The sequence below is a fragment of the Paenibacillus sabuli genome (genome assembly GCF_014705605.1).
Lineage (GTDB): Bacteria > Bacillota > Bacilli > Paenibacillales > Paenibacillaceae > Paenibacillus_D > Paenibacillus_D sabuli.
In genome coordinates this window covers 148,993-171,975 of record NZ_JACXIZ010000015.1, presented here as the reverse complement: position 1 = coordinate 171,975, position 22,983 = coordinate 148,993, and the positions used below count along the sequence as shown (strand labels likewise).

Sequence of the window (22,983 nt, the reverse complement as noted above, 5' to 3'; positions counted from 1 at the left end):
CAGCGACTCGACAAGTGAAGCGTCCGGTAAGAAGCATCACCAGTCCATACGATCGACGGCGTGCCGCATCTCCTCGTCCCGCAAGTGCGTATAGATCATTGTCGTTTGGATGGAGGCGTGGCCGAGCTGGTTTTTCAATTTCGGCACGTCATTATTCTCCAGATGATACCGGGTGGCGAACGAATGGCGCAGCGCATGCACAGTCAGCGAGGGCTTGCCGTAGGCGGCGGCGTACTGCTGAATGCGCTTCTCGATGGCGCGCGCCGTCAAGCGCCGGCTGTCCCCTTTGCGTCCGATGGCGGCGGCGACGAACAGACAGCGCTCCCGGCTTTTGGGCCGGTACCTGGCATCGCGCACGCGCAGATACTGATGGAGATCCGCCAGCGCCTGCTTGCTGAAATAAACGTACTGCTTCTTGTTGCCCTTGCGCGTGACGCGCACGTACGCACGCTCCAGATCGACATCCTCCAGGTCGATCCCGGCGACCTCGGACAAGCGCAGTCCCGAGCCAAGGATCAGCGATACAATTGCCGTGTCGCGTTCGCGGTTCAGCAGATGGAACTTGCGAATACGCGATTCGTGGGCATGCCGCTCGCCAAAGCCATGCATCACAAAGCGTCGGAATGCCTCAAATTCGGTCTCGCGCAATATTTTTCCGTCGATCGATTTGGCGAGCGTTTCCGGGCTTTCCTTGACCGCGTTCAAGTCCATCTTGGCCATGACATTGCGCTGAATGTACGGCTTGAGCTCGCGGGTTTCCGCGATATTTTGCAAATAATCGAACAGCGATTTGAGCGAGGAAAGCTTGCGGTTCACCGTCAGCTTGTGATTGCCGAGCGTGTATTCCAGATGCTGCAAAAATTGTTCCGCCTTGCGCACCGTGAGCGCTTCAAGCGTGTCCAATGCGATTTCGTCGCTGCTTGCCCCGCTCGCCTCTTGTCCGGCCAACCAGTCGAAAAAAATCAAATAATCGTGACAATAATTGAGCAGCGTCGTCGGCGCAAACGACCGTTTTTTCGTTTCGATGAATTCCGCCACATACCAAGGCAGTCCATTTAGCTTGCGCTCGATCCGCTGCATATACCGCATCCGCAATCCTCTGTCCATTTCGTCGCATGTCCCCTTGATGTCTCCGAATTGTTCCAAGGCTTAAATTACGTCAAATTATGATTTGACGTAATTTAAGTTCTAAAGCCTTCTCCTCATTGGAGACGGCCCTTGTGGGGTAACGCCCACGCTTTGTACAGTGTACCTCATTTTCCTTGCGGCGGGAATGGCCATTACAGCTCGTCGAGAAATTTGAGCGTGCGCACCATCTGGCTCGTAAAAGAATTTTCGTTGTCGTACCATGCCGCGATTTTGACGAGCGTATCGCCCCCCAACCCGGTGACCTTCGTCTGCGTACCGTCAAACAACCCGCCGTACGTCATGCCGATCACATCCGATGAGACAATCGGCTCCTCGGTATAGCCATAGGCGGCAGAGCGGACCTGCTTCATCTGCTGATTGACCTGCTCGGCGCTGACGACGCCTTCCACGACTGCGGTCAATTCGGTGAGCGAGCCCGCCATGACGGGCACCCTCTGCGACGTGCCGTCCAGCTTTCCGTCCAGCTCGGGAATGACTTGCCCGATCGCCTTGGCGGCGCCGGTCGAGGTGGGAATGATGTTCCCCGCCGCAGCGCGCGCCCGGCGCAAGTCGCTTTTGGCGTGGGGACCGTCAAGGGTATTCTGGTCGTTGGTGTAGGCGTGAATCGTCGTCATGAAGCCTTTGCGGATCGGCGCCAGCTCGTCCAGATAATAAGCCATCGGCGCGAGACAATTCGTAGTGCACGACGCAGCCGACACGATTGTGTCTTCCGAGGTCAGGCTGTGCTCGTTGATGCCGTACACGATGGTAGGCACGTCGTTGCCGGCAGCCGTGGAGATCAACACTTTTTTTGCGCCGGCCGTCAGATGCGCGGCAGCCGCGCTTTTCGAAGCAAAAAAGCCCGAGCTTTCCACCACGATATCGATGTTGAGCGACGCCCAGGGGAGCGTGCCGGGATCCTTATGCGCGTAGATCGGAATGCGCACCCCCTCCACAATCAAGTGATCGGCATCGTAGCCGACCTCCTTTTCGTAAGGGCCTTGCGTCGTGTCGTATTTCAGCAGATGCGCCAGCATTTCGGGACTGGTGAGATCATTGATTGCGGCAATCTCGTATCCTGCCTCCCGGAAAAGCTGTCGGAACGCCAGTCTTCCAATACGGCCAAAGCCGTTGATGGCAAGTTTGATGGTCATGGTAAACCACTCCTTTTCTAAAGCAATTGTCGTGTATAGGATGCATATGCAGCACACCTTGTTTAAAATTATAGCACCTGCCTTTTGTGATACAATGCAAGAAGTGAAGGATTTAACTATACAATTTGACAGGAGAAGGCCATGCCCCATTTTGACCGCTATAAAAACAGAAACGTGGACATCGAGTTTTCGGCAAACGAGGATTTTGAAGACCTGCCCTACCCGCATCGGCACAGCCTCGTCTTTGTCACACACGGCCAAATCAAAGCGCGCTTGAACGACCGTCCACTTGTCGTAATGGCTCCGGCCGTGCTCTGCTTGAATGCCGGGGATCGCCTGGAGGTTTTTCAAAAAACAGAAATTGCCGCGCAATCGTTTCGCTTCCACCCGGATTTCTTCGTAACCGCGCGTGTCATCGCATCCAATACCTACAAACCGAGCAATGTGAAAATGCAAACCGGTCTCTCTCTTTTTCAACGGGACAAGGAGCAGAGCGGCGTGCCGCCGATCACGGGCAAAGCCTTTCTGCAGCTGCGGGAGTGGTTTTTTGTGCTGGGCACAGAGGTGAACGCGCATAGCGACGCACTGTGGGTGTGCAGAATAAAAAAATATTTGATTCAACTGCTGCGCATGCTGGAGGACCTGAGCGAAGAAATTGCCCCCTCCCCAATCGATTCGGTGCTGGAATTGATTCACACCGACTACCCCAACAAGGTGACGCTGCAGGATTTAACGCAGTGTGCGCATTTGAACCGCAGCTCGCTCAACGAAACGTTTCAAAAGAAATACGGCTGCACCGCAATGGGCTATCTGCTGGCCTATAGGCTGAAGGTCGCGGGGGAGCTGCTGGTCCATACCGATATGACCTTGGACGATATCGCCCGATCCGTCGGTTTTCAGTATGACACCTATTTCATCAAACAATTCACGGCAAAACGGGAGATGTCTCCCACCGCATTTCGGAATACGTTCCGGAATGCACAATAGTCGCCAGCCGATTCGTCAAGCGGACGCCGATAAAGGAAGGAGGTAGAGAGGCCATGATCTTGGGACCGGAGCTACGAAGCGAAATGCAGGCGCTGGAGCTGAATAGCTGCCTCCTGTACCGGGAAGGCCGGCTGCTGGACACATATGAAGAAGCGCCCGGCGCCTCCGGCGAGCAACTGCCGATCAATTCGTGCACCAAAAGCGTGCTGTCGGCGCTCATCTGCATGGCCATGGCGCAAGGCCGCTTCCCTGCCCCGGAGACGCCGGTGATCGAATGCTTCGACTTCGGCTCCCGTAAGGCCGCCGCCAAAAACGAGCACGATTCGAGAGCGCAGATCACCGTCGAGCATTTGCTTACGCTGACCGCAGGCTTTCAATGGTCGGAATTCGGCGGCAGCAAGTCGTTCCCGACGATGACCCGATCGGCCGATTGGATCGAATACGTGTGGACGCAGCCGATGGCGAATGCGCCCGGCTCGAAATGGGTGTACAACTCCGGCGTCTCCCAGCTGCTGGCGCATCTGCTGCGGCAGGCCGTCGGCATGCCCGTCGCCCGTTATGCCGAGCGCGAGCTGTTCGGCCCGCTGGGCATCCGGCAGTATGCATGGAAGACCGACCCGCACGGCACGCATACGGGCGGATACGGCCTGGAGCTGTCGGCTCTGGACCTGCTCAAGCTGGGCCGGCTCTACTTGCAGAATGGGGTGTGGGAGGGCGATTCGCTGCTGCCCCGGTCACTGACGGACCATTCGGTCGCGCCTGCAATCGCGGTGTCCCCGCCCGAGCGCGGGTATTACGGCTGGCACTGGTGGGCGGACGCCGTGACGCCGGAGGGCGAGGACGCTGCGGCGAAGACGGTCGAGCCGCTATCCTACTTCTATGCGCGCGGCTACGGCGGGCAATTCGTCATCGTCGTGCCGAGCCGCGCGGCGGTCGTCGTTCTGACCCGCAGACCGCGCAAAAAAGGCGAGTCGCCGCACGAATGGTTTCGCCGGCGCCTCGCCCCTTTGCTGGTCTGAAGCGCGAGAAGCTTGATGCGCGTCAGACATTTGCATTCTCCGCAATTTCTTGTTGCTTCATTTAGGCTACATCTACGCCTCTTCGAACAAGCGCTCGCCTCTGTACAATCGCGACGCAATTGTGGCCGTATGCGGCAGCTCTCGCGCGCTCGGCGCATGCGCCGCTGCATAGCGGGCGCAAGCGATCAGACAAGTCCGCCTGGCCTGCTCGGCGAAGGCGTCGGTGCGCTGTTCCCAATACGCATATTCCGCTACGATCGCCTCATACAGCTGGAACGTATGGAAGTCCGCGTCCTCACGCAGCACGGCAAGGCCGAGCGTACCGAGCAGCGCCTGCGGATCCCGTCCGTCCTCCAGATAGGCGGCGACCCAGCCGGCTGCCTCGTCCACCTGCTGCCGGCGATCCATTAGCTCGAGCAGAGCATCCGGCTCCAGGCTGTGCCCGCCGCCCGGTCGCGGCTGTGGCGCCCGCGGCACGTTGAGGAAGCGCTCGTGGTAGAGCGCCATGGCGCCGTCGTACAAGGCCCGGCAGAGCAGCCGCTCCTGTGTGCGCCGCAAGCGCTCGTGCACCGCATGCGCATAAGTGAAGGTGTGCAGAACGGCTATCCAATCGCCGAATTCATTCTGCGTATGGAAGCGGGCAATCCGCTCGGCTGCCGCGAGCGCCAGCAGCTGGGCCAGCCGCTCGGGCGCCTCGCCGCTCTGCAGCAGACCGGTGATGCGGTCGATCGTATCGAGCGGACGGTCCCCCAGCAGCAGATCCACGAATTGTTGTTCGTCGAGCGCCGGCGCCGACGCGGCAGGCGCAGAGCTGTCGAGCTGTGCGAAGGCCTCGCGCAGCGGAGCGACGAGATCGATCGGAGCCTGCCAGTGATGCAGCTCCTCGCTGCGCGTCGGCGAGCCGATGAGCGGCACGAGCGAGGCGAGGATCGGTGCGGTCTGCTCGTCATCGAGCGCGGCCAGCGCTTCCAGCGCCTTGTTGTAAAAATCAAAGGTATGCCCGCCGTCCAGGTACAAATGGTCGGTCACCGCGATAAGCATCATATCGGCCAGCTGCTCGGCCGAAGCGCCGGCAGCAATGGCGGTGAGCAGTACCTTCTCTGCGCCCTGCGTATCGCGCACTTCCACGCAATTGCGATACCACGTCTGCAGGCGCGCCATCGATACGCTCGATTCGGGGAGCGCGCCCAGCAGATGCCGCGGCGCCCGCCCGGCGCTGGCTCTGGCGACATGCACCAGCCCATGGTACAGGGCGAGGATGCGCCCGGTGCGGTCCAGCTTGGGCAGCACGGCGCGCATCGCGGTCAGGATGGTCAGCCCGGAGCCCCAGCCGCTGCCCTGCGACGTGCCGAAGACGATGCCGATCTTGAAGATCTCGTCCGCCGGCACCTTCGCCTCCACGAGGCCCACCACCGCTTTGGCAATCACGATGCCGATATTTTGCTCCAGCCCTTCCCGCAGGCGCTGCTTGAGCTTCTCTGCATCCGGGACGCGCTTCGGCCCGGGGGACACCCAGACCTCGCCGTCCGCCACCTTGACCTCGTAGGTCGGCACATCGTCCGCCCAGGGGTCCAGCGTGCCGCCGCTGCGAATATCGAAGCGTGCATGATGCCAATGGCAGGTGAGCATCCCGTCGCACACGCTCCCCAAATGAAGCGGAAACCCCAGATGCGGGCAGCGGTTGTCGATGGCGCTGACTTGATCCTCGTGATAAAACACGGCGATGCCGCCCTTCACGACCTTGGCGCCCGCCTGCTTCAATTCGTCGAGCGAGCCTGCGCGGATCCAATCGCCTGTCGGCATGACGATCCCCTCCTCGTTCCGTTTCCTCTTATACTACCACACTGTGTCAGGTCTGGGCCATTGCGGCGACGGCCGGCGTCCATTCTCCCGTCGCGTACAGCAGCAGCCGATGCATCGCCCGCGTGCATGCGGTGTAGAGCAGCTTCGGATCGTCGGCCGGGCGGAACGTGTCGGCGGACGCGTCGTAGATGAGCACAGCGTCGAATTCGATGCCTTTGGCGAGATAGACCGGGAGCACGACGAGTCCTTCGCCGAGCTCGGAGGAGTCCTTGGCGATCAGGCGCGGCCGCAGGCCGTCCTGGCTGCGCAACACTTCATAGGCCTCGCGGCTCTCGGCCGCGGTCTTGGTGATGACGGCGATCGACGGATGTCCCTCGCGCTGCAGCGCTGCGATGTCGGCCAGGATGCGCGCCGCGCGCGCGGACGCGTCGGCGAGCCGGATGAGCTGCGGCTGCGGTCCGCTGCGGTCGAAGGGCACGACTCCCGCCGCTTCCGGCTGCAGCGCCTTGGTGAACGCCACAATCTCGCGCGTCGAGCGGTAGCTGCGCTCGAGCCGGATCACGCGCGTGTCCTCCGCGCCGAAGAGCCGGGCGAGCGGCGAGTCCGTCGCATCGAGCCGGGTCGTCTGCGTGAAGATCGCCTGCCCGAAGTCGCCGAGCACCGTCATGCGAGCGCGCGGGAACAGCTTGTGCATATAGGCGTATTGGAACGGCGAATAATCCTGCCCCTCGTCGACAAAGACATGACGCACCTCGCTGTTCGTTCGCACCCCCTCGATCAGCTCCTTGAAATACAGGTACGGCGTCGCATCCTCGTAGAACAACGCCTTGCGCGCGAGCTGCGCGGCGGTCTGGCGGCACACCTCGGCCCATAATTGCGGCAGCGCCGCGGCGCCCGTGCGCCGGATGTAGCCGGCCTCATCCTCGAAGAGCCGCGCGTACATGGCCGGCACATCGACAAAGGCCAGCTCGCGCACCGCCTTGCGCAGCGGCTTGAAGTGCTCCTTGGCGATCCGGCGGCTCAGCCACGCTTCCTCGCGCTCGGCGAAGTCAAAGTCCGCTTCGTCGCCGCGGCGCGGCCCGCCCTGCTGCTCGCGCACGGCCGCATAGCGCTCGGCCAGATCGAACGCCTCCTTGTCCTTGTGTAGCTCGCCGAACGCTTCGGCGTATACCTCCGGATCGAGCGCGTCCATCTCCTTGCGCACCCAGGACGACCCGCGCGCGCGCCGCTCGAGCCGCGTCAGCTCCTCCAGCAGCCACTGGCGCAGGTGATCGAGCCGATAGGACAGCCGCATCCCGGTATCATATCGGTCCAATTGCGTCTGCATCTGCTCGGCGGTGATCAGCTCCCGTCCATGCAGCGCAATCGGGACGAACGCGAGCCCTTCCGCGCCGAGCCATGCCGCGTAGCGCTGCAGATCGTGCATATACGCCTCGGACGACTTGAAGGCCATGCCCTGCTGGCGAGCCGCATAGCCCGGCTCGGCATGCGCGGTCAGCCCGTACTCCATCTGATCGAACGGATGCTCAGGCACCAGCGTGTCCCGCAGCCAGTAGTCGAGGTACTCCTGCCACGTCGTCTGCTGCATATTGTCCTCGCCGAGCTCGGGCAGCACGGTGGAGACATAGCTGTTGAAGATCGGATTGGGCGAGAACAGCACGATCTGGTCGGCGCGCAGCGTCTCGCGATGGCGATAGAGCAGGTAGGCCACACGCTGCAGCGCCGCTGAGGTCTTGCCGCTGCCGGCGGCGCCTTGCACGACGAGCAGCCGGCTCTGCTCGTCGCGGATGATAGCGTTCTGCTCGCGCTGGATGGTGGCGACGATGCTGCGCATCTGCGCATCCGCACCCTTGGCCAGCATGCGCTGGAGCAGCTCGTCGCCGATCGTGACCCCCGCATCGAACAGGCTGACGAGCTCGCCCTCGCGGATCTGATATTGCCGCTTGTGTGTGAGCTCGCCGTCTATCCGGCCGACAGGCGTGTCGTAGCCGGCGGGGCCGGGAGGATAGTCGTAATACAGCCCGGCAATCGGCGAGCGCCAGTCGTAGACGAGGAAGGTCAGGCCGTCATCGTCGACGAAGGCGGATACGCCGACATAGACCGATTCGATGTTGCCTTGTCCCTCCTCTGCGAAGTCGACGCGTCCAAAGTAAGGCGACGGATACAGCCGATTGAGCCCCTGCCACTCGCGCGTCAGCACCTGATGCGTGCGTTCCCGTTCGGACAGCAGCACGGCCTGCTGGCGAATCGTATAGAAGGTCTCGATGTATTCCTCGTCCGTGTTCGTATTGACGGTAACCTCATCCCAAAAGCGCTTCTTCATCTCCGACGCCTGATCCTGAAGTCCGGCGACCTGCGGCTCCAGCTCGGCCATACGCGCCTTCATTTTTTCTCTGACGCGGTCCAGCCGCTCCTGTTCGCGCTGCCACTCCTTGTTCTCCATCGATTCCAGCACGCTCCTCTCCCCCGTTCGGGGTACCGAATGATCTTTTTGAATTAAAATCTTGACAGCTTTCGTAGATGTGGCTTAGAATAAAAATAGAAGGATACGCACATGGCTCTTCAAGTCGCGATTCAATTTCTGACCTCCTTTCACGCTTTCGAAATTGATCGTTGACAGGTCGGCAGACTTCGGGTTATACTTGATGTAGGAAAAGAAAATAAACACCAATTTGACATGATTTTAATGGAGGAAATCCATTTTATCATGTGTTTTTTGCTTTGTAAATATTTTTTTGAATATATAGAATTCAAAATTCCAAAAGCTCCTCCTCTTCCCCGCTTGGCGGGTGGCGAGGGGGAGCTTTTTTACACCACGGACGAGTTGAAGCGGTTTGCTTTAGTGTGCTTCCGCGTTTATTCGTTCAAATACGTTTGCGCCCGGCTCTGCATCGCCTTCGTCACGGCTTCGGCGGTCTTTTCGCCCGCAAAATACGGAGCGGCTTCTTCTTGCATCATCTGCATGAGCCGTGGGTCGCTGTTGTAGAAGCGGCCAGGCTGCGAAGCCAAGCGAAAAATTTCCTCCTTTTGATCCTGCGAGAGCGCCGCCTTTTCCATAGCCGAGGTTCCGCCGAACGCGCCGTCGCTCTCTTTTTTGCCTTGGGCCGGGGCCAGAATGGCGTTCTCAAGCTGATGCTCCAGCGCCGCCTTGTTGAGCGGAAAGGACATGAACATCGCCGGGTTGGCTTGCATCTCTTCGGAAAGCAGAAACAGCAGAAAATCCCACGCCTCCGGTTTGACCTGCGATTTTTCGTTCAAGGCAAACACCATATTCGACGCAAACACCACCCCCTCCTCCGCGCCGTCGCCCGGCATGCGCAGCAGCTGTCTGCCGCTCTGCATCGTCTCCACCAGTTGCGAGGCCGAATAAAGCGTATCCGCGCGGAAAACGTCCCTCCCCTCAATCAAGGCGTCGTAGGGCTCGGAAACCGTCCCTGTCTCGAACATCGTCCTGATCGTCGTCAGCAGCTCGCGGAACGGCTCGGAATCAAAGTAGACCTGCTTGCCCGTCTCGTCGATATACGTTCCATATTCGGCTTGGACGATGCTCGTGAGCAGCGTGAGCGGATCGATGCCGGCCATGACCGCCAGATTTTCGCCAGGCGCTTGATCGACCAGCGCTTTGCCCGCATCGAGCAGCTCGCGCCAGGACCAATTCGCGTCGTCGCCGGCCTGCGCGGCTGCGTCCATGCCCGTGGTGATCGCTTTGATGGAGAATTGAACCGGCAGAACGAACGGCTTGCCGTCGGTTTTTGCGGCGTCGAATACGTTGATGAAGTAGTCCTCCTCCGCCAGCAGGCCGCTCTCCGCCATCCGCTCGCCGAGATCGGCGAACAGTCCTTTCTCGACATATCGATCCACATCCAGATCGCGGACCGCGATCACGTCCGCGCCTGCGCCGGACATCAGCTCGGTATTGATGGCCGCGCGGTACTTTTCCAGATCGGCGGGGTTGCGATTGCCCTCCAGTGAGAATGCCATCTGGTCCCCTTCCTTCGGCGTTGCAATGTATTCCTCAATGACGACGTCGGTGTCGGGATGCAGCGCTTCATAGGCTTGCTCCGCCTGATCGAGCCAGCCGATCGGGTCCTTCTCTGTCACGGCTATGGTGATCGTCGTTTTTTCGCCGGCGCCGGTCTCGTCGCCGCCGTTGTCGCCTGGAGCCTCTTCGCCACCGCTGCATGCGGTCAGCAGCAGACTCAGCGTCAAGGCCCCCGCCATCCCTCTTGTCCATTCCCGTCTTTTCATCGTCGATCCTTCCCTTCCCTTGAGCTGGTCTATTGTCTGATGCGATCGCCTTCGCTGAGCGGCTCGCTGCTTGCGGTGACGATCTCGTCCTTTTCGGTAATGCCGTTTGCGACGATTTGCGTCCACTGATCTGCTTCGCCGAGCGTGACGTAGCGCTTTTGAATGACGAATTGATTGCCGAGCGGACTTTTTCGCGCATCGACGAGATACACGTAATCGCCTTGTTGATCGTGATGCACCGCATCTTTGGCGATGGTCAGGCCGGCGTAGCCCGGGTCGCGCTCCCATGCCATCTCCACTTGCTCACCTCCCTTCAAGCGCGAATCGTGGATCAGGAAGGTCAGGACCTTGCGCGCGCCGGCGGACTCGCCGTCTCCTCCGCCGGCTCCGGGCATCGGTTCGCCGGCGTCCTCCACCTTCGCTACAGTCGCGGTCAAGTCGGCCGGCGCATCGCCGAGCAGCCGCTGCTCCACCGCTTCGCCGATCGTGACGTCACGGACCTGCTCCGCTTCCACCGTCAGCTGCCACTGCATGCCTTCGTCCCGATTGGCAATCTTCATGACCGGCTGGCCCGGCGTGCCCGGGCTGCCCGGCACGGCGTGGAGCTCGGTCACGATGCCGTCGCACGGGGCGACGAGCGCTTCGGGCGCGACCCGCAGCTTTTCCTTTAACCGCGCGATCGTGCGCGCCTGGATCTCCATGTCCAGTCGGAGCGACTCCATCTCCGTCCGCGCCGCTTGCTGCCCGTCCTCCGGCGCGCCGTCCCGAATCCCGAGCTTGTAGCCGAGCTCCAATTGCTCGAGCCGCAGCTGCTGCTGCTCGAGCCGCGCCTCTTCGTCGAGCAGCGCGTCGCGGTCCCCTGATGCGTCCAGCTCGACCAAGCGCTGACCCTCCTCCACCTCGTCCCCGACCTCTACCGTCACCGCATGCACCGGCCAGCCCGAAGCGTCGTAGATCGCCTCTTCCTTGCGCGGCTGCAGCGTCCCCGATCCTTCGACGGTGAAGGTCAGCTTTTGAAAAGTCGCGTTCTCCGTTTTGACCTTCGGCAGCGTTAGCTGCTGAAAGGTGTTCGAAAAAAAAGTGACAAGCGCCAGCACGCCAAAAAACAGCGCCGCAGCCAGTTGAATCCGTCGTTTGCGCTTTCGCTGCGCCGCTTCCGCTTCCATCGTCTTCTCCCCCTTCCTCTAGCCCTTGACGCCCGATAATTGAATGCCCTGGATCAAGTCGTTCTCGGCATAAAAAAAGACAAACAGTGCCGGCAGCATGTACAAGACCGCGGCGGCAAAGGCCAGACCCCGCTCATCCGCGTTGACGCGGGAGAGGAACACCGACAGCGGCTGCTTGTACGCATCGTGCAAAAACACAATCGGCTGCTCGACCATGTTCCAATAGTCGACGAACACCAGAATGAACAGGGCGGCCAGTCCCGGCCTGGTCATCGCGACGATAATGCGGAAAAAGATCGTGCCGTAGCCGGCGCCGTCCATCTTGGCCGCCTCGGTATAGGCGCGCGGGATCCCGATCATGAATTGCCGCACGAGGAATACGCCGAAGGCCGAGAAGATGCCCGGCAGCACAATCGAAGCGCGGCTGTCCAGCAGTCCGAGCCACTCCATCGCCAAGTAATTCGGCACGAGCGTCACCTGGAACGGCATCAGCATCGTGATCAGATACATCAGGAAAATGCTGTCTCTCCCGCGGAATCGAAATTGCGAGAGGGCATACGCAGCCATCGTCGCAATGGCGGTCTGCCCCAGCACAATCGGCACGACGAGGGCGACGGAATTCCAGAACATGAGCAAAAACGGCAAGCGTTCCAGCAGCAAAATCCGGTATTGATCGAGGCTGACCCGATCCGGAATCCATTTCACTTGCATCAAGGTGTCGCTATCCGTGCTGTAGTTGAACGCAATTTCCGACTCGCTCATGAAGGAATGGCTGATCGTCAGCAGGAGCGGCAGCAGCATGATCAGCGCCGCCGTGCCCACGATTGCGACAAGGATGAAAGTCGAAATGCGACGTCTCATGATCCTCTCCTCATTCGGTGTACGCCTGGAAGCGGCGCTCGATGCGAAGCAGCACCGCCACCAGCAGCACGATGCCCGCCGCCATCAAAAACGAGGCCGACGTCAGCTTCTGGTAATCCAGCGACTGAAACATATTGTTCATGTAGTGCTGCAGCATGTAAATGCTATCATGGGGGTAATCCCCGGCAATCAGATACGTCTCCCGGAACACCTTGAACGATTGGACAATCGACATCGTCAGGACAAAAAAGGCCGTCGGCGTCAAATACACCAGCGTGATCGAAAAAAATTGGCGCAGCCGCCCCGCTCCGTCGATGCTGGCCGCTTCGTAATAGGAGTCGGGGATGTTCTGAAGTCCGGCCAGAAACAGAATCATGTTGTACCCGGCCGTCTTCCACAGGAAGACCAGCATGACCACCAGCCGGGCCCATGGCGAATGCATCCAATCGACCGGCGCCCCGCCCCATCCGGCCACCAGGGCGTTGACTGCGCCCTGGGCGTCGAACAGCAGCTGCCAGAGCAGCACAATCGAGGCGACCGGCACGACGAGCGGCAGCACGAAGGCTGCGCGCAGGCCCGCGCGCAGCGGCAGGCTGCGATTGAGCAGCAGCGCGAGACCCAGAGCCAGACTCATCGCGAGCGGAACGCCGACCCCGGTAAAAATCGCCGTATTCGCCGCCGCCTTGCGAAAGGACGCGCTCTGCAGCAGCTGCCTGTAGTTGTCCAGTCCGACAAAAGTACCGTGCGATGGACTGTCGAGCAGGGAATATAAAAAGCCGGCTCCGAATGGAAAGAGGTAAAACACCGCGAATCCGATCAGGCTGGGCGTCAGAAACAGCAGCGCGACGGGCGTATCGGTACGAAACCGCCTCGTCCTCCGGTTGCGCAGCATCCGCAGCATCGTGCGACCTCCTTTCATCGCTGTCTGATCGGTGGTTGTCAATTGGTGACGCCTTGGTCAGACGCTAACCGCAACCATCATCGACTTCTTCTTGTTGGCTGCTCCATCACCCGATTTCTATCATAGCGGTCATGCATGAAAATGAAATGAAGGCCGTATGAATTCCAGGAGAATAAGCCTGCCAACTGGCGATTGCACACCATAGCGAGCTTCATCGTCCGAGAAGAAAAACCGGCAGGCGAGATGGCAGTAGCGCGAACAAGTCACGCTGCTGTGTGGGAGGGGCTGGGATGCGCACAACGCAGCATAAGCCGCTGCCCGAGGGCTAGCGGCTTGGCGGCGGGAAGGCGATGGTGAAAAGCACCCCATCCTGGTCGTTGCGAAGATCGTACGCCGCGTCATGCGCGTCCAATACATTTTTGACGATATATAGGCCGAGTCCGCTGCCGCCGGTGGTGCGGCTTCGCGACTTGTCGACCCGGTAGAAGGGTTCGAACAAACGGGGGATTTCCGACGTCTCGAGCTGCGCTCCTGCATTGTGCACGTGCACCTGCGCGGCGCCGTCGATCGATTCGGCGCGGATGCGGATGCGCTGCCCCCTGGTTGTGTAATAGGCCGCGTTGGCGATAATATTCGACAGCGCCTTGGCGAGCAGGCGCGCGTCCCCCGACACCGGCAGATCGGGCGCAATATCGGCTTCGATTGCAATGCCCTGCAGCTCGCAATAATACCGGATCGGCTCCGCCGCTTCGCGCAACAGCTCCGACAGATTGAGCGGCTTCATGAGCGGCTCGAAGCCCCGATTCTCGAGCTGCGAAATCTCCAAAATTTCGAAGACGAGCTTTTCCATCTGCTTGACGATGCGGTGGGTTTGCGCCAAATATTTTTCCCGGTCCCGGTAGGGACCTACGTTGTGGATCATGGCCTCGAGCTGTCCGGAGATAGCGGTCAGGGGCGTTTTGAGTTCATGGGAGAGCGTCGCGACGAATTCGCTGCGCAGCGCCTCTGTCTCCTCCTTGCGCTGAATATCGTCCTTGAGCGCCCGATTGGCCGTGGTCAGCTCCTGCATCGTGCGCTCGAGATTGACCGCCAGCCCGTTGAGCGAGCGGGAGATCTCGCCGATCTCATCGTCGGAGGCGTAGCGTGCGCGCACGCTGAAGTCCAGTCCCGCCATGCGCCTCGCCACCCGGCTCATCTCCACGAGCGGGCGTGCGAACATGCGGGCGTAGCTCGAAGCAGCCACAATGGCGAGCAGCAGAATAATGAGCGCCATATAAGGCGTCAGCTTGAGCAAGACCTCCGCTGCTTCGTCGATCGGCTGAAGCGAGGCGGCGACATTCATCGTATAGTCTTCGGCTTGGGCATGACCAGGCAGTACGACGTTTTCGCGCACCAGCATCTCCGGCGCCGCGCTTGTCTTTCCTCCCACACCGATCACCTGGTTCTCGTTCAGGAAGTCTGCCCCTGTCAGATCGGCAATCCAGACCTGGATGCCCGCGCTCGTTTCGGATGCCTGGAGGCTCACTGCCGGATGCAAGGGGCTTTCTTGCAGCGGCGAGGTCTGCTGCACCTTTTCGAATTCTGGGAAGATCAGGCTGCCGCTTGCGTCCCGGACCGTCACGCTCGCATTATGTTGAATCGCAAAATCGCGAAAGCGTATTTTGGCCGTTGCCCAATCGCTGCCCGGATACGCCTGAACCAGTTCGGCGATGCCCCGGTCCAGCTCGCTTTGCTTGCTGTGCAAGTAAAACGACGGCAAAATGAAATACAGCGTGCCGTACACAAGCAGCGCAAATGCGGTCAATACGGTGCTTGTTATAACAAACAACTTGAAGGCGACGCTCGTCCGTCGACGCTTCCACCCGCCTGTTCGGGACCACGCGCTTGTCCAGGCACTCATGACGGCATGCCCGCGACGAGATAACCGATGCCTTTGACGGTCTGTATGTAGGCAATGTCCAATTTTTTTCGGATGTTTTTGATATGGGCGTCCACGAGCCGGGTATCGCCGAAAAAATCGTACCCCCACACCCGGTCGAGGATCATCTCGCGCGTCATCGTGCGCCCGGCATTCTCGATCAGATAAGCCAGTATGGTAAATTCGCGCACCGTCAGCTCGAGCGGCTCGTCGTCTAGGTAGGCCTTGTAGGTATCGCAGTCCAGTCTTAGCCGTTCGTATACGACCAATGCCCGCCTGGCGTCCGGCTGCGTCCGCCGGAGCACGGCCTCGACGCGCTTGACGAGTACGTTGAAGGAGAACGGCTTGGCAATATAGTCGTCCGCCTGCACGTCGAACGCCTTGAGCTGGTCTTTCTCTTCGCTGAGCGCCGTCAGCATAATGACCGGGGTCGCGCCCTGACTGCGAATCATACGGCAGATGGAGTACCCGTCCATACTGGGCAGCATCACATCGAGCAGCACGAGCCGGAATTCGCCTGCTTTGAATTTGCGGTATCCTTCTTCGCCGTCGCTGGCAGTCTCGACCGCATAGCCCTGGGCCTTGAGATACTCGGCGATCAGTTCTTGGATATACTGGTCGTCTTCGACGACCAGGATGGAGTCGGACATTGGGCCACCTTCCTTATGCTTCGGTGTTCTACAATGTCCATCATACGCGGGTAATATGAAATCTATATGAAAGTTTCCAAATTCCAGACCGAAATTTGAGCATGAGCGCCATAGTATACGATTATTGAAAATAAGACCTATGCAGTTGCCTCAGGCATACCCGTAGAACGCATCCTTTTTGATCTTCTTTTTGGAGATCCCCTGCTGCTGCACATCGGCCGCTATGGCGTCCACGCCCGGCTTAGGGCCGGCGATGAGATAGGTAGCGCTGTTAGAATGCGCTGAAATAAAGGAGGCGATGCGCCCATGCAAGGCCTCTGATGAATCCGGACTGGTCAGCGTCACGGCACGATTCGCGGTGGCCTCCAGCTCCTCCCGGTACAACCCGGTGTTGTCGCGATCCAGATAGAGCACTTGTATGGGCGGGTGCTGGCGGGTGCGGCCCGCTGCATGCGCGCCCTTGAGGATGGCGCGGATCGGCGTAATGCCGATGCCGTCTGCGACGAGCAGCGCGGGCGCGTCTTCCGGAAGTGCGAATGCGCCTGCCGGCCCGCTCATTTTGACGGACATGCCCGGTGTCAGCTCCAGCAGCGCGCGCTTGAATTCGCTTGGTTGCTCCCCGATGCGCGTAGTCAGAGCCACGACCTGTTCGTCCGGTACGGACGCAATGCTGAACGGCTTCGTGCCATTTTTGATCTTCCGGTGCGTGATGGCGAACAGCCCGTATTGTCCAGGCTCCCAGATCAGATCATTCGGTTTCTGGAATCGAAATGTATAAATGCCTTCCGCTTCTTTCTGAATGTCTCGCACAACTAGATCGCGCTTCTTGAATATTGCGAGCGTATCTTTGACCAGTCCCATACATCCATCCCCTTCACGTTCGCTTTATTTGGACACCTTTTAGTAACGCGTTAATTATAAGACACCTTTTGGTGTCTGGTCAAGTGCTGAACCGGCTGGTCCATGCGAAAAACGAATTCTAACGGACAGGAGCGACGCTTAGCGTGTCGAATCGGGCGAACTGCAATTGTAACGGTCACCAGAGACGCTTAGCGCCCCAATCCCAAAGGAAATTGCGGCGAATGCGCTTCTAAGCGTCGCTGATGTCCGTTACAGCCAGCGGGATGCGCAAAAAGAGCTCTAAGGTCCTCCTGTGACCGTTAGAGCCCTTCTGCGCTAACCTACCTCAAATACCGCCCCGTAATCGAGCCTTCCGCCTCGACGATCTGCGAGGGCGTGCCCTCGAAGACGACCTGCCCGCCGCGGCTGCCGCCGTCCGGCCCCATGTCGATGATCCAGTCGGCCTGACTGATCACGTCGAGATTATGCTCGATCACGACGACCGTATTGCCCGTATCGACGAGCCGGTTCATGATCGTCACCAGGTGGCCGATATCCGACATGTGCAGCCCCGTCGTCGGCTCGTCCATGACATAGATGCTGCCTTGCTTGTGCAGCTCGCTGGCGAGCTTGATGCGCTGGCACTCCCCGCCCGAGAGAGAGCTGAGCGGCTGGCCGAGCGTCAGATAGGTCAAGCCGACATCGCGCATCGCTTCCAGCTTGCGCAAGATCTCCTTGCGATCGAAAAATTCGAGCGCCTGCTCGACCGTCATCTCCAGCACGTCGGCAATCGACTTGCCGCTGAGTGTATACTCCAGCACTTCTTCCTTGAAGCGCTTGCCGCCGCACGCCTCGCAGGGCAGCTTGACGCTGTCCAGGAACGACAGATCGGTGTACACGACGCCCAATCCTTGGCAATTCTCGCAGGCGCCCTTGGAATTGAAGCTGAACAAGCCCGGGCTCACCTTGTTCGCCGTGGCGAACGCCTTGCGCACATCGTCCATGATGCCCGTGTAGGTCGCCGGATTGGAGCGCGTCGAGACGCCGACCGCGGACTGGTCGATCACGATCGCGTCCGGATGCTGCCCGAGGAACACGTCGTTGATCAGCGTGCTTTTGCCCGAGCCGGCGACGCCCGTCACGACCGTCAGCACGCCGGTCGGGATGTCGACGCTGACGTCGCGCAGATTGTGCAGCGTCGCATGGGCGATCTCAAGCTTGCCAACCGGCCGTCGGCACGCGGACTTGAGCTGCAGCGGGCGCTTCATGTGCGTGCCGGTCAGCGTATCGGCCTCCAGCAGTCCTTCGTAGCTGCCTTCGTACACGATGGTGCCGCCGCGGCTGCCGGCATGGGGGCCGACGTCGACGATATAGTCGGCGACCTTGATCACGTCCGGATCATGCTCGACGACGATGACGGTGTTGCCCTTGTCGCGCAGCTTTTGCAGCAGTGCATTGAGCCGGTGCACATCACGGGGGTGCAGGCCGATGCTCGGCTCGTCGAAGATGTAGGTCACGTCGACCAGGCTGCCGCTGAGATGCTTGACCATCTTGACGCGCTGCGATTCGCCGCCGGACAGCGTGTCCGTCTCGCGGTCCAGCGTCAAATAGTCGAGGCCGATGTCGACCAGATGCTGCAGCCGCTCGGCGAGCGACTTGACGATCGGGGCGGCGACCGGATCGTCGATCTCGCGCACGACGCGGATGAGCGCGCCGACCTCCATTGCCGACAGCTCGGCGATGTTGCGGCCGCCGATGCGGCAACCCAGGATCGCCGGGTTCAGCCGCGTCCCTCCGCAGCTGTCGCAAGGACCTTCCGTGATGTACGGGGCCACGGTTTTTTGCGTTCGCTCGGACTTGGCCTTCAGGTCCTGCTTGATATACTTGTTGGTGAATTTTTCGATGACGCCTTCGACCGTCAGGTTCATCGCCTTGCCGGCGAAGTCGACCTTTACTTTTTTGGCCTTGCCGTGCAGCAGCTCCCGCAGCTCCTCCTCGGCGTAATCGCTCAGCTTTTGGTCCGGATCGTAGGAGCCGGACTGGATGATCATGTTCCACTCCCAGCCGTCCACCTTGTAGTCCGGCAGCATGAGCGCGCCCTCGCGCAGCGACTTGGACAGGTCCACCGCCTTGGCCAGATCGACGCCGAGTCGCCGTCCGAGACCGCTGCAGGCGGGACACATGCCCTGCGGGTCATTGAAGGAGAACATATGCGCCGGACCGACCTCGGGCCGGCCGACGCGCGAGAAGAGCAGCCGCAGGATCGGCGCGATATCGGTAATTGTGCCCATCGTCGAATGCGAGCCGCCGCCGAGTCGCTTCTGATCGACAATGACCGCCATGCTCAGGTTCTCGATGCCGTCGGTATCCGGCTGCGGGACGCGGGGCAGGAAGGTGCGCACGAACATGCTGAAGTTCTCGTTGAGCAAGCGCGTCGACTCCGCGGCCACCGTGTCGAATACGATGGAGGACTTGCCGGAGCCGGAGACGCCGGTGAAGATCGTGATCTTGCGCTTGGGGATGCGCAAGGAGACGTCGCGGAGATTGTTCTCCCGCGCCCCCGAGATGACGATGAATTCCTGCTTCGCTTCCTTTACTACGTTCGCTTCGTTCGCTTCGCTCATGCTACCGTCCTTTCGGGCGCTGATCGGCCCCGTTCGTTTGATTGCCGGACCTGATTATAGGACACCTTCGAGTGGCGTGTCAATCCTTTTTTTCGAACATACATTCTAGTTCCGTCTTTCCATCAGGTGCTGCAGCGCCGCTTCAGACGGCATTTGATCTTCCAATCGCTGTGCCGTCTTTCGCGCTAACCTGCCTTTATTAATGGATCCGTTGAAATTGCTTCGGCGAGCGCCCCGTCCATTTTTTGAACACCTTGCTAAAGTACTTCTCGTCGGCGAAGCCGACCATCTCCGCCACCTGCGCCACCCGCCATTGCGGACTCAGCAGCAGCAGCTTGGCCTTCTCCATGCGCACGCGCAGCAGATAGTCCGAGACATTCTCCCCGAGCTCCTGCTTGAAGCGGCGCGAGACATATTCCCGGCTGAAGCCGAACCGCCCCGCAATGACCTGCAGCGACAGCTCCTCGCGGTAGTGCGTCTCCAGATAATCCGCGATCTCCTTCATCGTCGGGCTCGGCGCCGCCGCGCGCAGCTCCTCCGCCATCGCCTGCAGCACGCCCTCGACCTCGCGCTGCCATTGCGCGATCGACAGTCGCCCGGAGGCGTCGACCGGGATCAGGTATGCACCAGGGTCCATCGCCCGCATGCGCTGGGCGAGCGCCGGACCTGGCGTGCGTCCCTCCAGACAGCGCGCGCGCAGCACGGCGAATTCGTGCACCCACAGGTCGAGCTGCTCGATCGTCACGGCCTGCAGCGCCCGCACCTCGTCGAACCAGGCGCCCGCCGCCTCGGCGATACGAGACGCCCCGCCGCCGAGCACGGCCAGCCGCAGCGTCTCGCGGTGCCGCTCGAAGCGCAGCGCGGCCGAGCCCGCCAGGCCCTCGCCTTCCGCGTACAGATGCACGCGCTCGCCGCCCTCCAGCAGATTGCGCCGCTTGAGCGCGTAGAGCGCCTCGCGATGCGTCTGCGGCAGCTCGCCCGGAAAGCGACGCACGCCGCCGATGCCGAAGTCGAAGGCGACGCCGTATGTACGGTCGATGCCCGCGTTGATCTCTCGCACCCGCGCCGGCAGCGTCTCGGCGTCCGCCCAACAGACGATCACCATTTCGTGCGCCTTGCTCGCATTGCGAAAGGCGTAGCCGACCCGCCCTTTGCGGCTCAGTATTTCGTTTGCAATATTGGCGATGGCATACGCGAGCAGATCGAGATTGGAGGCGAATCGCTCCTTGATCGTGCGCTGCATCGTCTCCAGCGTCAGCACGGCGACGCGGGCCAGCCGGGTGTCTTGCGCCAGCCCGAATTCGGCCTCCAGCTCGCGCGCCAGTGCCGCGTAGGCGTCCGGCTCCTCGGTCAACTGGGTGAATGCCTTGTCCCAGTAGATCGGCTGAATCGCATTGAGCTTCATAGTGCGGCTGCGGTCGCGGTCGCGCGACTGCTCTTCCGCATGCCATTCGTCCACCGCCTTGCGCAGCACCTCGTTGAGCTGCTCCTCGTCGATCGGCTTGAGCAGATAGTCCGAGCCGCCGGATTGCATCGTATGACGCACATAGTCGAAATCGTCGTGGCCGCTGACGACGATGGTCTTGCATGCCGGATGATGCCGACGAATCCACGTCAGCAGCTCCATGCCGTGCATAAGGGGCATCAGCATGTCCGTGAAGACGATGGCCGGCCGCTCCATCTCGATCAAGCGTGTGGCGGCCTCGCCATCTGCCGCTTCCAGTACCGCCGCGATGCCGTAGCTGTCCCAGTCGATCAGCATCCGGATCGCCTCGCGCACATGCCGTTCGTCGTCTACGATCAAGGCCTTCATGGTCGTTCTCCCCCCTCTGTCTCCGCATGCTCCGGCGCGATCGGCGGCAGCGGGAGCTCCAGCCGGACCCGCATGCCCCGCCCCGGCGAAGCCTCCAGCGTCATCGCCGCAGCCCCTTCGTAATACAACTGCAGCCGCGACTGGACATTGCTCAGGCCGATATGCAGCTCGCCGGACCAGTCGCCCCCGCCGCGCAGCCGCTCGAGCCTCGCCTGCAGCGCTTCCAGCGCCTGCGGCTCCATGCCCGCGCCATTATCTGCCACTACGACGATCAAGCGGTCCGCGTCGACATCCGCCGTCACCCGGATCTCGCCTGCCTGCGTCTGAGTCAGGCCGTGCTTGAAGCAATTCTCGACGATCGGCTGCAGCAGCATGCGCGGCACCTCGACCCGCTTGGCCGTCTCGCCGATTTCCAGCTCGTAGGCGAAGCGTTCCTCGAAGCGCTGCGCTTGCAGCGCAAGATAAGCCCGCACGTAGTCGACCTCCATGGCCAGCGGCACCGCCGATTCGGCGGTGTTCATCTGATAGCGCATCATTTTGCCGAGCGCGGCGATCAGCGAATAGATTTTCTTCTCGTTTTTTTGCAGCGCCAGCGTGGCGATCGACTGCAGCGCATTGTTCATGAAGTGCGGATTGACCTGGGCCTGCAGCGCGCGCAGCTGATTCGTCCGATTGGCCAGTTCCAGCCGATACTCGCGATTGATATGAAGGTTCAGACGCCTGATCATCTGCGAGAAGCGATGCGCCAGCACGCCGATTTCGTCCGAGCGCCGCACCGACAGCTCCGCATCGAGCTGGCCGGTCTCGACCTTGTTGATATAACGGATCAACCGCTTGATCGGCGACGTGAAGTGCAGCGAGACGAAGGCGGCGGCGATCATGGCGACCGCGAGGAAGGCCAGCACGATCGAGCCGTTGATCAGCGTCAGCCGCCGCGCGTCCCGATAGAGCACGTCATAGGGAACGAGCTTGACCACGTACCACTCGGCGAAGGGCAGGCGGATCGATTCGTACAGATATACGCCGCGGAATGCCCCGCTCGTCGCATCCGCGTGCCCCGACGCTGCAGACGAGGCGAGCATGTCCGGCAGCCAGGCACGCGCGATCTCGGCGGCCGCTACGTCGGAGCCATAGACGAGCGCCCCCGTGCGGTCGAATAGCACCAGCTCCTCCTCGCCCTGCGCTACCAGCATTTCGCTGATCTCGCGGATGCGCTGGGCGCGGATATCGATCGAGAGCGTGCCGAGAATTTCGTCGGTCGGCTGGTTGAGAATTTGGCGATGAATGGTCACGACCTCCTCCTCGATCTCGAAGGAAAAGCGCGACACGCCGAAGTCGTGGCTCGTATGCGTCGGCTCGAGATAGGCATCGCTCCCCTCCGGGAAGCTCGGCGCATACGAGGCGCCGGGCGAGCTGCGCAGCAGATTGTATGCGAAGCGATACGACCGGCCTGCGCGTTCGCTGTACAGATGCACCTGCTTGCCTTCGGCCAGCGAGTTGACGATATATTGCAGGTTGACGTAGAGCTCTTTATCGTCGGCGAAGCCGAGCTCGCGCTTTTCCACGAGATTGTAGAGGCTGCGCGCGTTGCCGGCATTGCGGTAGATGAGCAGCGACGCCTGATTGAGGCGTTCCAGATAATTGCGCAGGTTGGCTGCGCCTTGATAGAGCAAGGTCGTGTTTTCTTGAATGTAGGAGTCCTTGACATTGGTTCTGGCGAAGAAGTAAGTGACGATGATCGAGGTCGCAATCGGCAGCACGATGGCGGCCAGCAAAAACAGCACGAGTTTCTTTTGCAGGCTATTGCGGATTGCCGCCATGACGCATTCGCCTCCTAAGGGGAACAAGATTGACGCTTCCAGTGTAGCAGA

Annotated in this window: 16 protein-coding genes; 2 read left to right on the top strand and 14 right to left on the bottom strand. The window is 60.6% G+C overall.

Annotated features, from left to right (window positions below; genetic code table 11):
• Nucleotides 1–36 precede the first annotated feature (36 nt).
• Both xerS and gap read right to left on the bottom strand, forming a co-directional pair.
• On the bottom strand, nt 37–1,107 hold the full coding sequence (gene xerS, locus IDH44_RS09545) for a tyrosine recombinase XerS (RefSeq protein ID WP_190917034.1): 1,071 nt from the start codon (nt 1,105–1,107) through the stop codon (nt 37–39).
• A gap of 173 nt (nt 1,108–1,280) precedes the next feature.
• Nucleotides 1,281–2,282: a type I glyceraldehyde-3-phosphate dehydrogenase gene (gap, locus tag IDH44_RS09540; protein ID WP_190917032.1), complete on the bottom strand. Its 1,002-nt coding sequence runs from the start codon at nt 2,280–2,282 to the stop codon at nt 1,281–1,283.
• 141 nt (nt 2,283–2,423) lie between these two features.
• Between gap and IDH44_RS09535 the strand changes: the two genes are divergently transcribed.
• Together IDH44_RS09535 and IDH44_RS09530 are read left to right on the top strand one after the other, a co-directional pair.
• Complete coding sequence (locus IDH44_RS09535) at nt 2,424–3,269, top strand: AraC family transcriptional regulator (RefSeq protein WP_190917029.1); 846 nt, start codon at nt 2,424–2,426, stop codon at nt 3,267–3,269.
• A gap of 53 nt (nt 3,270–3,322) precedes the next feature.
• On the top strand, nt 3,323–4,288 hold the full coding sequence (locus IDH44_RS09530) for a serine hydrolase domain-containing protein (RefSeq protein ID WP_190917028.1): 966 nt from the start codon (nt 3,323–3,325) through the stop codon (nt 4,286–4,288).
• 72 nt (nt 4,289–4,360) lie between these two features.
• On the opposite strand, the gene IDH44_RS09525 is transcribed toward IDH44_RS09530, so the two are convergent.
• The 12 genes from IDH44_RS09525 to IDH44_RS09470 form a co-directional block, all read right to left on the bottom strand.
• On the bottom strand, nt 4,361–6,091 hold the full coding sequence (locus tag IDH44_RS09525) for a Rieske (2Fe-2S) protein (RefSeq protein ID WP_190917026.1): 1,731 nt from the start codon (nt 6,089–6,091) through the stop codon (nt 4,361–4,363).
• A 46-nt stretch (nt 6,092–6,137) separates the two neighbouring features.
• Nucleotides 6,138–8,546 carry an RNA polymerase recycling motor HelD gene (gene helD / locus IDH44_RS09520; protein WP_317890144.1) on the bottom strand — a complete coding sequence of 803 codons (2,409 nt, stop codon included), beginning with the start codon at nt 8,544–8,546 and terminating at the stop codon, nt 6,138–6,140.
• A gap of 401 nt (nt 8,547–8,947) precedes the next feature.
• Nucleotides 8,948–10,339 (bottom strand): ABC transporter substrate-binding protein, encoded by a 1,392-nt coding sequence (locus IDH44_RS09515; protein WP_190917024.1) that lies wholly within the window; start codon nt 10,337–10,339, stop codon nt 8,948–8,950.
• A 29-nt stretch (nt 10,340–10,368) separates the two neighbouring features.
• Nucleotides 10,369–11,505 (bottom strand): efflux RND transporter periplasmic adaptor subunit, encoded by a 1,137-nt coding sequence (locus IDH44_RS09510; RefSeq protein ID WP_190917022.1) that lies wholly within the window; start codon nt 11,503–11,505, stop codon nt 10,369–10,371.
• A gap of 18 nt (nt 11,506–11,523) precedes the next feature.
• Complete coding sequence (locus tag IDH44_RS09505) at nt 11,524–12,366, bottom strand: carbohydrate ABC transporter permease (protein ID WP_190917020.1); 843 nt, start codon at nt 12,364–12,366, stop codon at nt 11,524–11,526.
• Between the two features lie 10 nt (nt 12,367–12,376).
• Nucleotides 12,377–13,258, bottom strand: coding sequence for a carbohydrate ABC transporter permease (locus IDH44_RS09500; RefSeq protein WP_190917099.1), 882 nt, complete (start codon nt 13,256–13,258; stop codon nt 12,377–12,379).
• A gap of 334 nt (nt 13,259–13,592) precedes the next feature.
• A complete protein-coding gene (locus IDH44_RS09495; protein WP_190917018.1) occupies nt 13,593–15,095 on the bottom strand; it encodes a sensor histidine kinase in 1,503 nt (500 codons plus the stop codon).
• A 68-nt stretch (nt 15,096–15,163) separates the two neighbouring features.
• Nucleotides 15,164–15,835, bottom strand: coding sequence for a response regulator transcription factor (locus tag IDH44_RS09490; RefSeq protein WP_190917016.1), 672 nt, complete (start codon nt 15,833–15,835; stop codon nt 15,164–15,166).
• A 150-nt stretch (nt 15,836–15,985) separates the two neighbouring features.
• The gene (locus tag IDH44_RS09485) at nt 15,986–16,696 is read right to left on the bottom strand and encodes a ferredoxin--NADP reductase (RefSeq protein ID WP_190917014.1); all 711 of its coding nucleotides are present in this window, start codon (nt 16,694–16,696) and stop codon (nt 15,986–15,988) included.
• Between the two features lie 320 nt (nt 16,697–17,016).
• Complete coding sequence (locus tag IDH44_RS09480; protein WP_190917012.1) at nt 17,017–19,299, bottom strand: ATP-binding cassette domain-containing protein; 2,283 nt, start codon at nt 19,297–19,299, stop codon at nt 17,017–17,019.
• A 199-nt stretch (nt 19,300–19,498) separates the two neighbouring features.
• On the bottom strand, nt 19,499–21,112 hold the full coding sequence (locus IDH44_RS09475) for a response regulator (RefSeq protein WP_190917010.1): 1,614 nt from the start codon (nt 21,110–21,112) through the stop codon (nt 19,499–19,501).
• Entirely contained in the window at nt 21,109–22,932 is a 1,824-nt protein-coding gene (locus IDH44_RS09470; RefSeq protein ID WP_190917008.1) for a cache domain-containing sensor histidine kinase, read from the bottom strand. The genes IDH44_RS09475 and IDH44_RS09470 overlap by 4 nt, the downstream gene beginning before the upstream one ends.
• Nucleotides 22,933–22,983 lie beyond the last annotated feature (51 nt).

Coding starts and splice junctions, on each gene's coding strand:
- IDH44_RS09535 (WP_190917029.1), top strand. CDS start 2,424: ATGCCCCATTTTGACCGCTATAAAAACAGAAACGTGGACATCGAGTTT.
- IDH44_RS09515 (WP_190917024.1), bottom strand. CDS start 10,339: ATGAAAAGACGGGAATGGACAAGAGGGATGGCGGGGGCCTTGACGCTG.
- IDH44_RS09525 (WP_190917026.1), bottom strand. CDS start 6,091: ATGCCGACAGGCGATTGGATCCGCGCAGGCTCGCTCGACGAATTGAAG.
- gap (WP_190917032.1), bottom strand. CDS start 2,282: ATGACCATCAAACTTGCCATCAACGGCTTTGGCCGTATTGGAAGACTG.
- IDH44_RS09490 (WP_190917016.1), bottom strand. CDS start 15,835: ATGTCCGACTCCATCCTGGTCGTCGAAGACGACCAGTATATCCAAGAA.
- IDH44_RS09485 (WP_190917014.1), bottom strand. CDS start 16,696: ATGGGACTGGTCAAAGATACGCTCGCAATATTCAAGAAGCGCGATCTA.
- IDH44_RS09530 (WP_190917028.1), top strand. CDS start 3,323: ATGATCTTGGGACCGGAGCTACGAAGCGAAATGCAGGCGCTGGAGCTG.
- IDH44_RS09500 (WP_190917099.1), bottom strand. CDS start 13,258: ATGCTGCGCAACCGGAGGACGAGGCGGTTTCGTACCGATACGCCCGTC.
- IDH44_RS09505 (WP_190917020.1), bottom strand. CDS start 12,366: ATGAGACGTCGCATTTCGACTTTCATCCTTGTCGCAATCGTGGGCACG.
- IDH44_RS09475 (WP_190917010.1), bottom strand. CDS start 21,112: ATGAAGGCCTTGATCGTAGACGACGAACGGCATGTGCGCGAGGCGATC.
- IDH44_RS09480 (WP_190917012.1), bottom strand. CDS start 19,299: ATGAGCGAAGCGAACGAAGCGAACGTAGTAAAGGAAGCGAAGCAGGAA.
- IDH44_RS09510 (WP_190917022.1), bottom strand. CDS start 11,505: ATGGAAGCGGAAGCGGCGCAGCGAAAGCGCAAACGACGGATTCAACTG.
- xerS (WP_190917034.1), bottom strand. CDS start 1,107: ATGGACAGAGGATTGCGGATGCGGTATATGCAGCGGATCGAGCGCAAG.
- IDH44_RS09470 (WP_190917008.1), bottom strand. CDS start 22,932: ATGGCGGCAATCCGCAATAGCCTGCAAAAGAAACTCGTGCTGTTTTTG.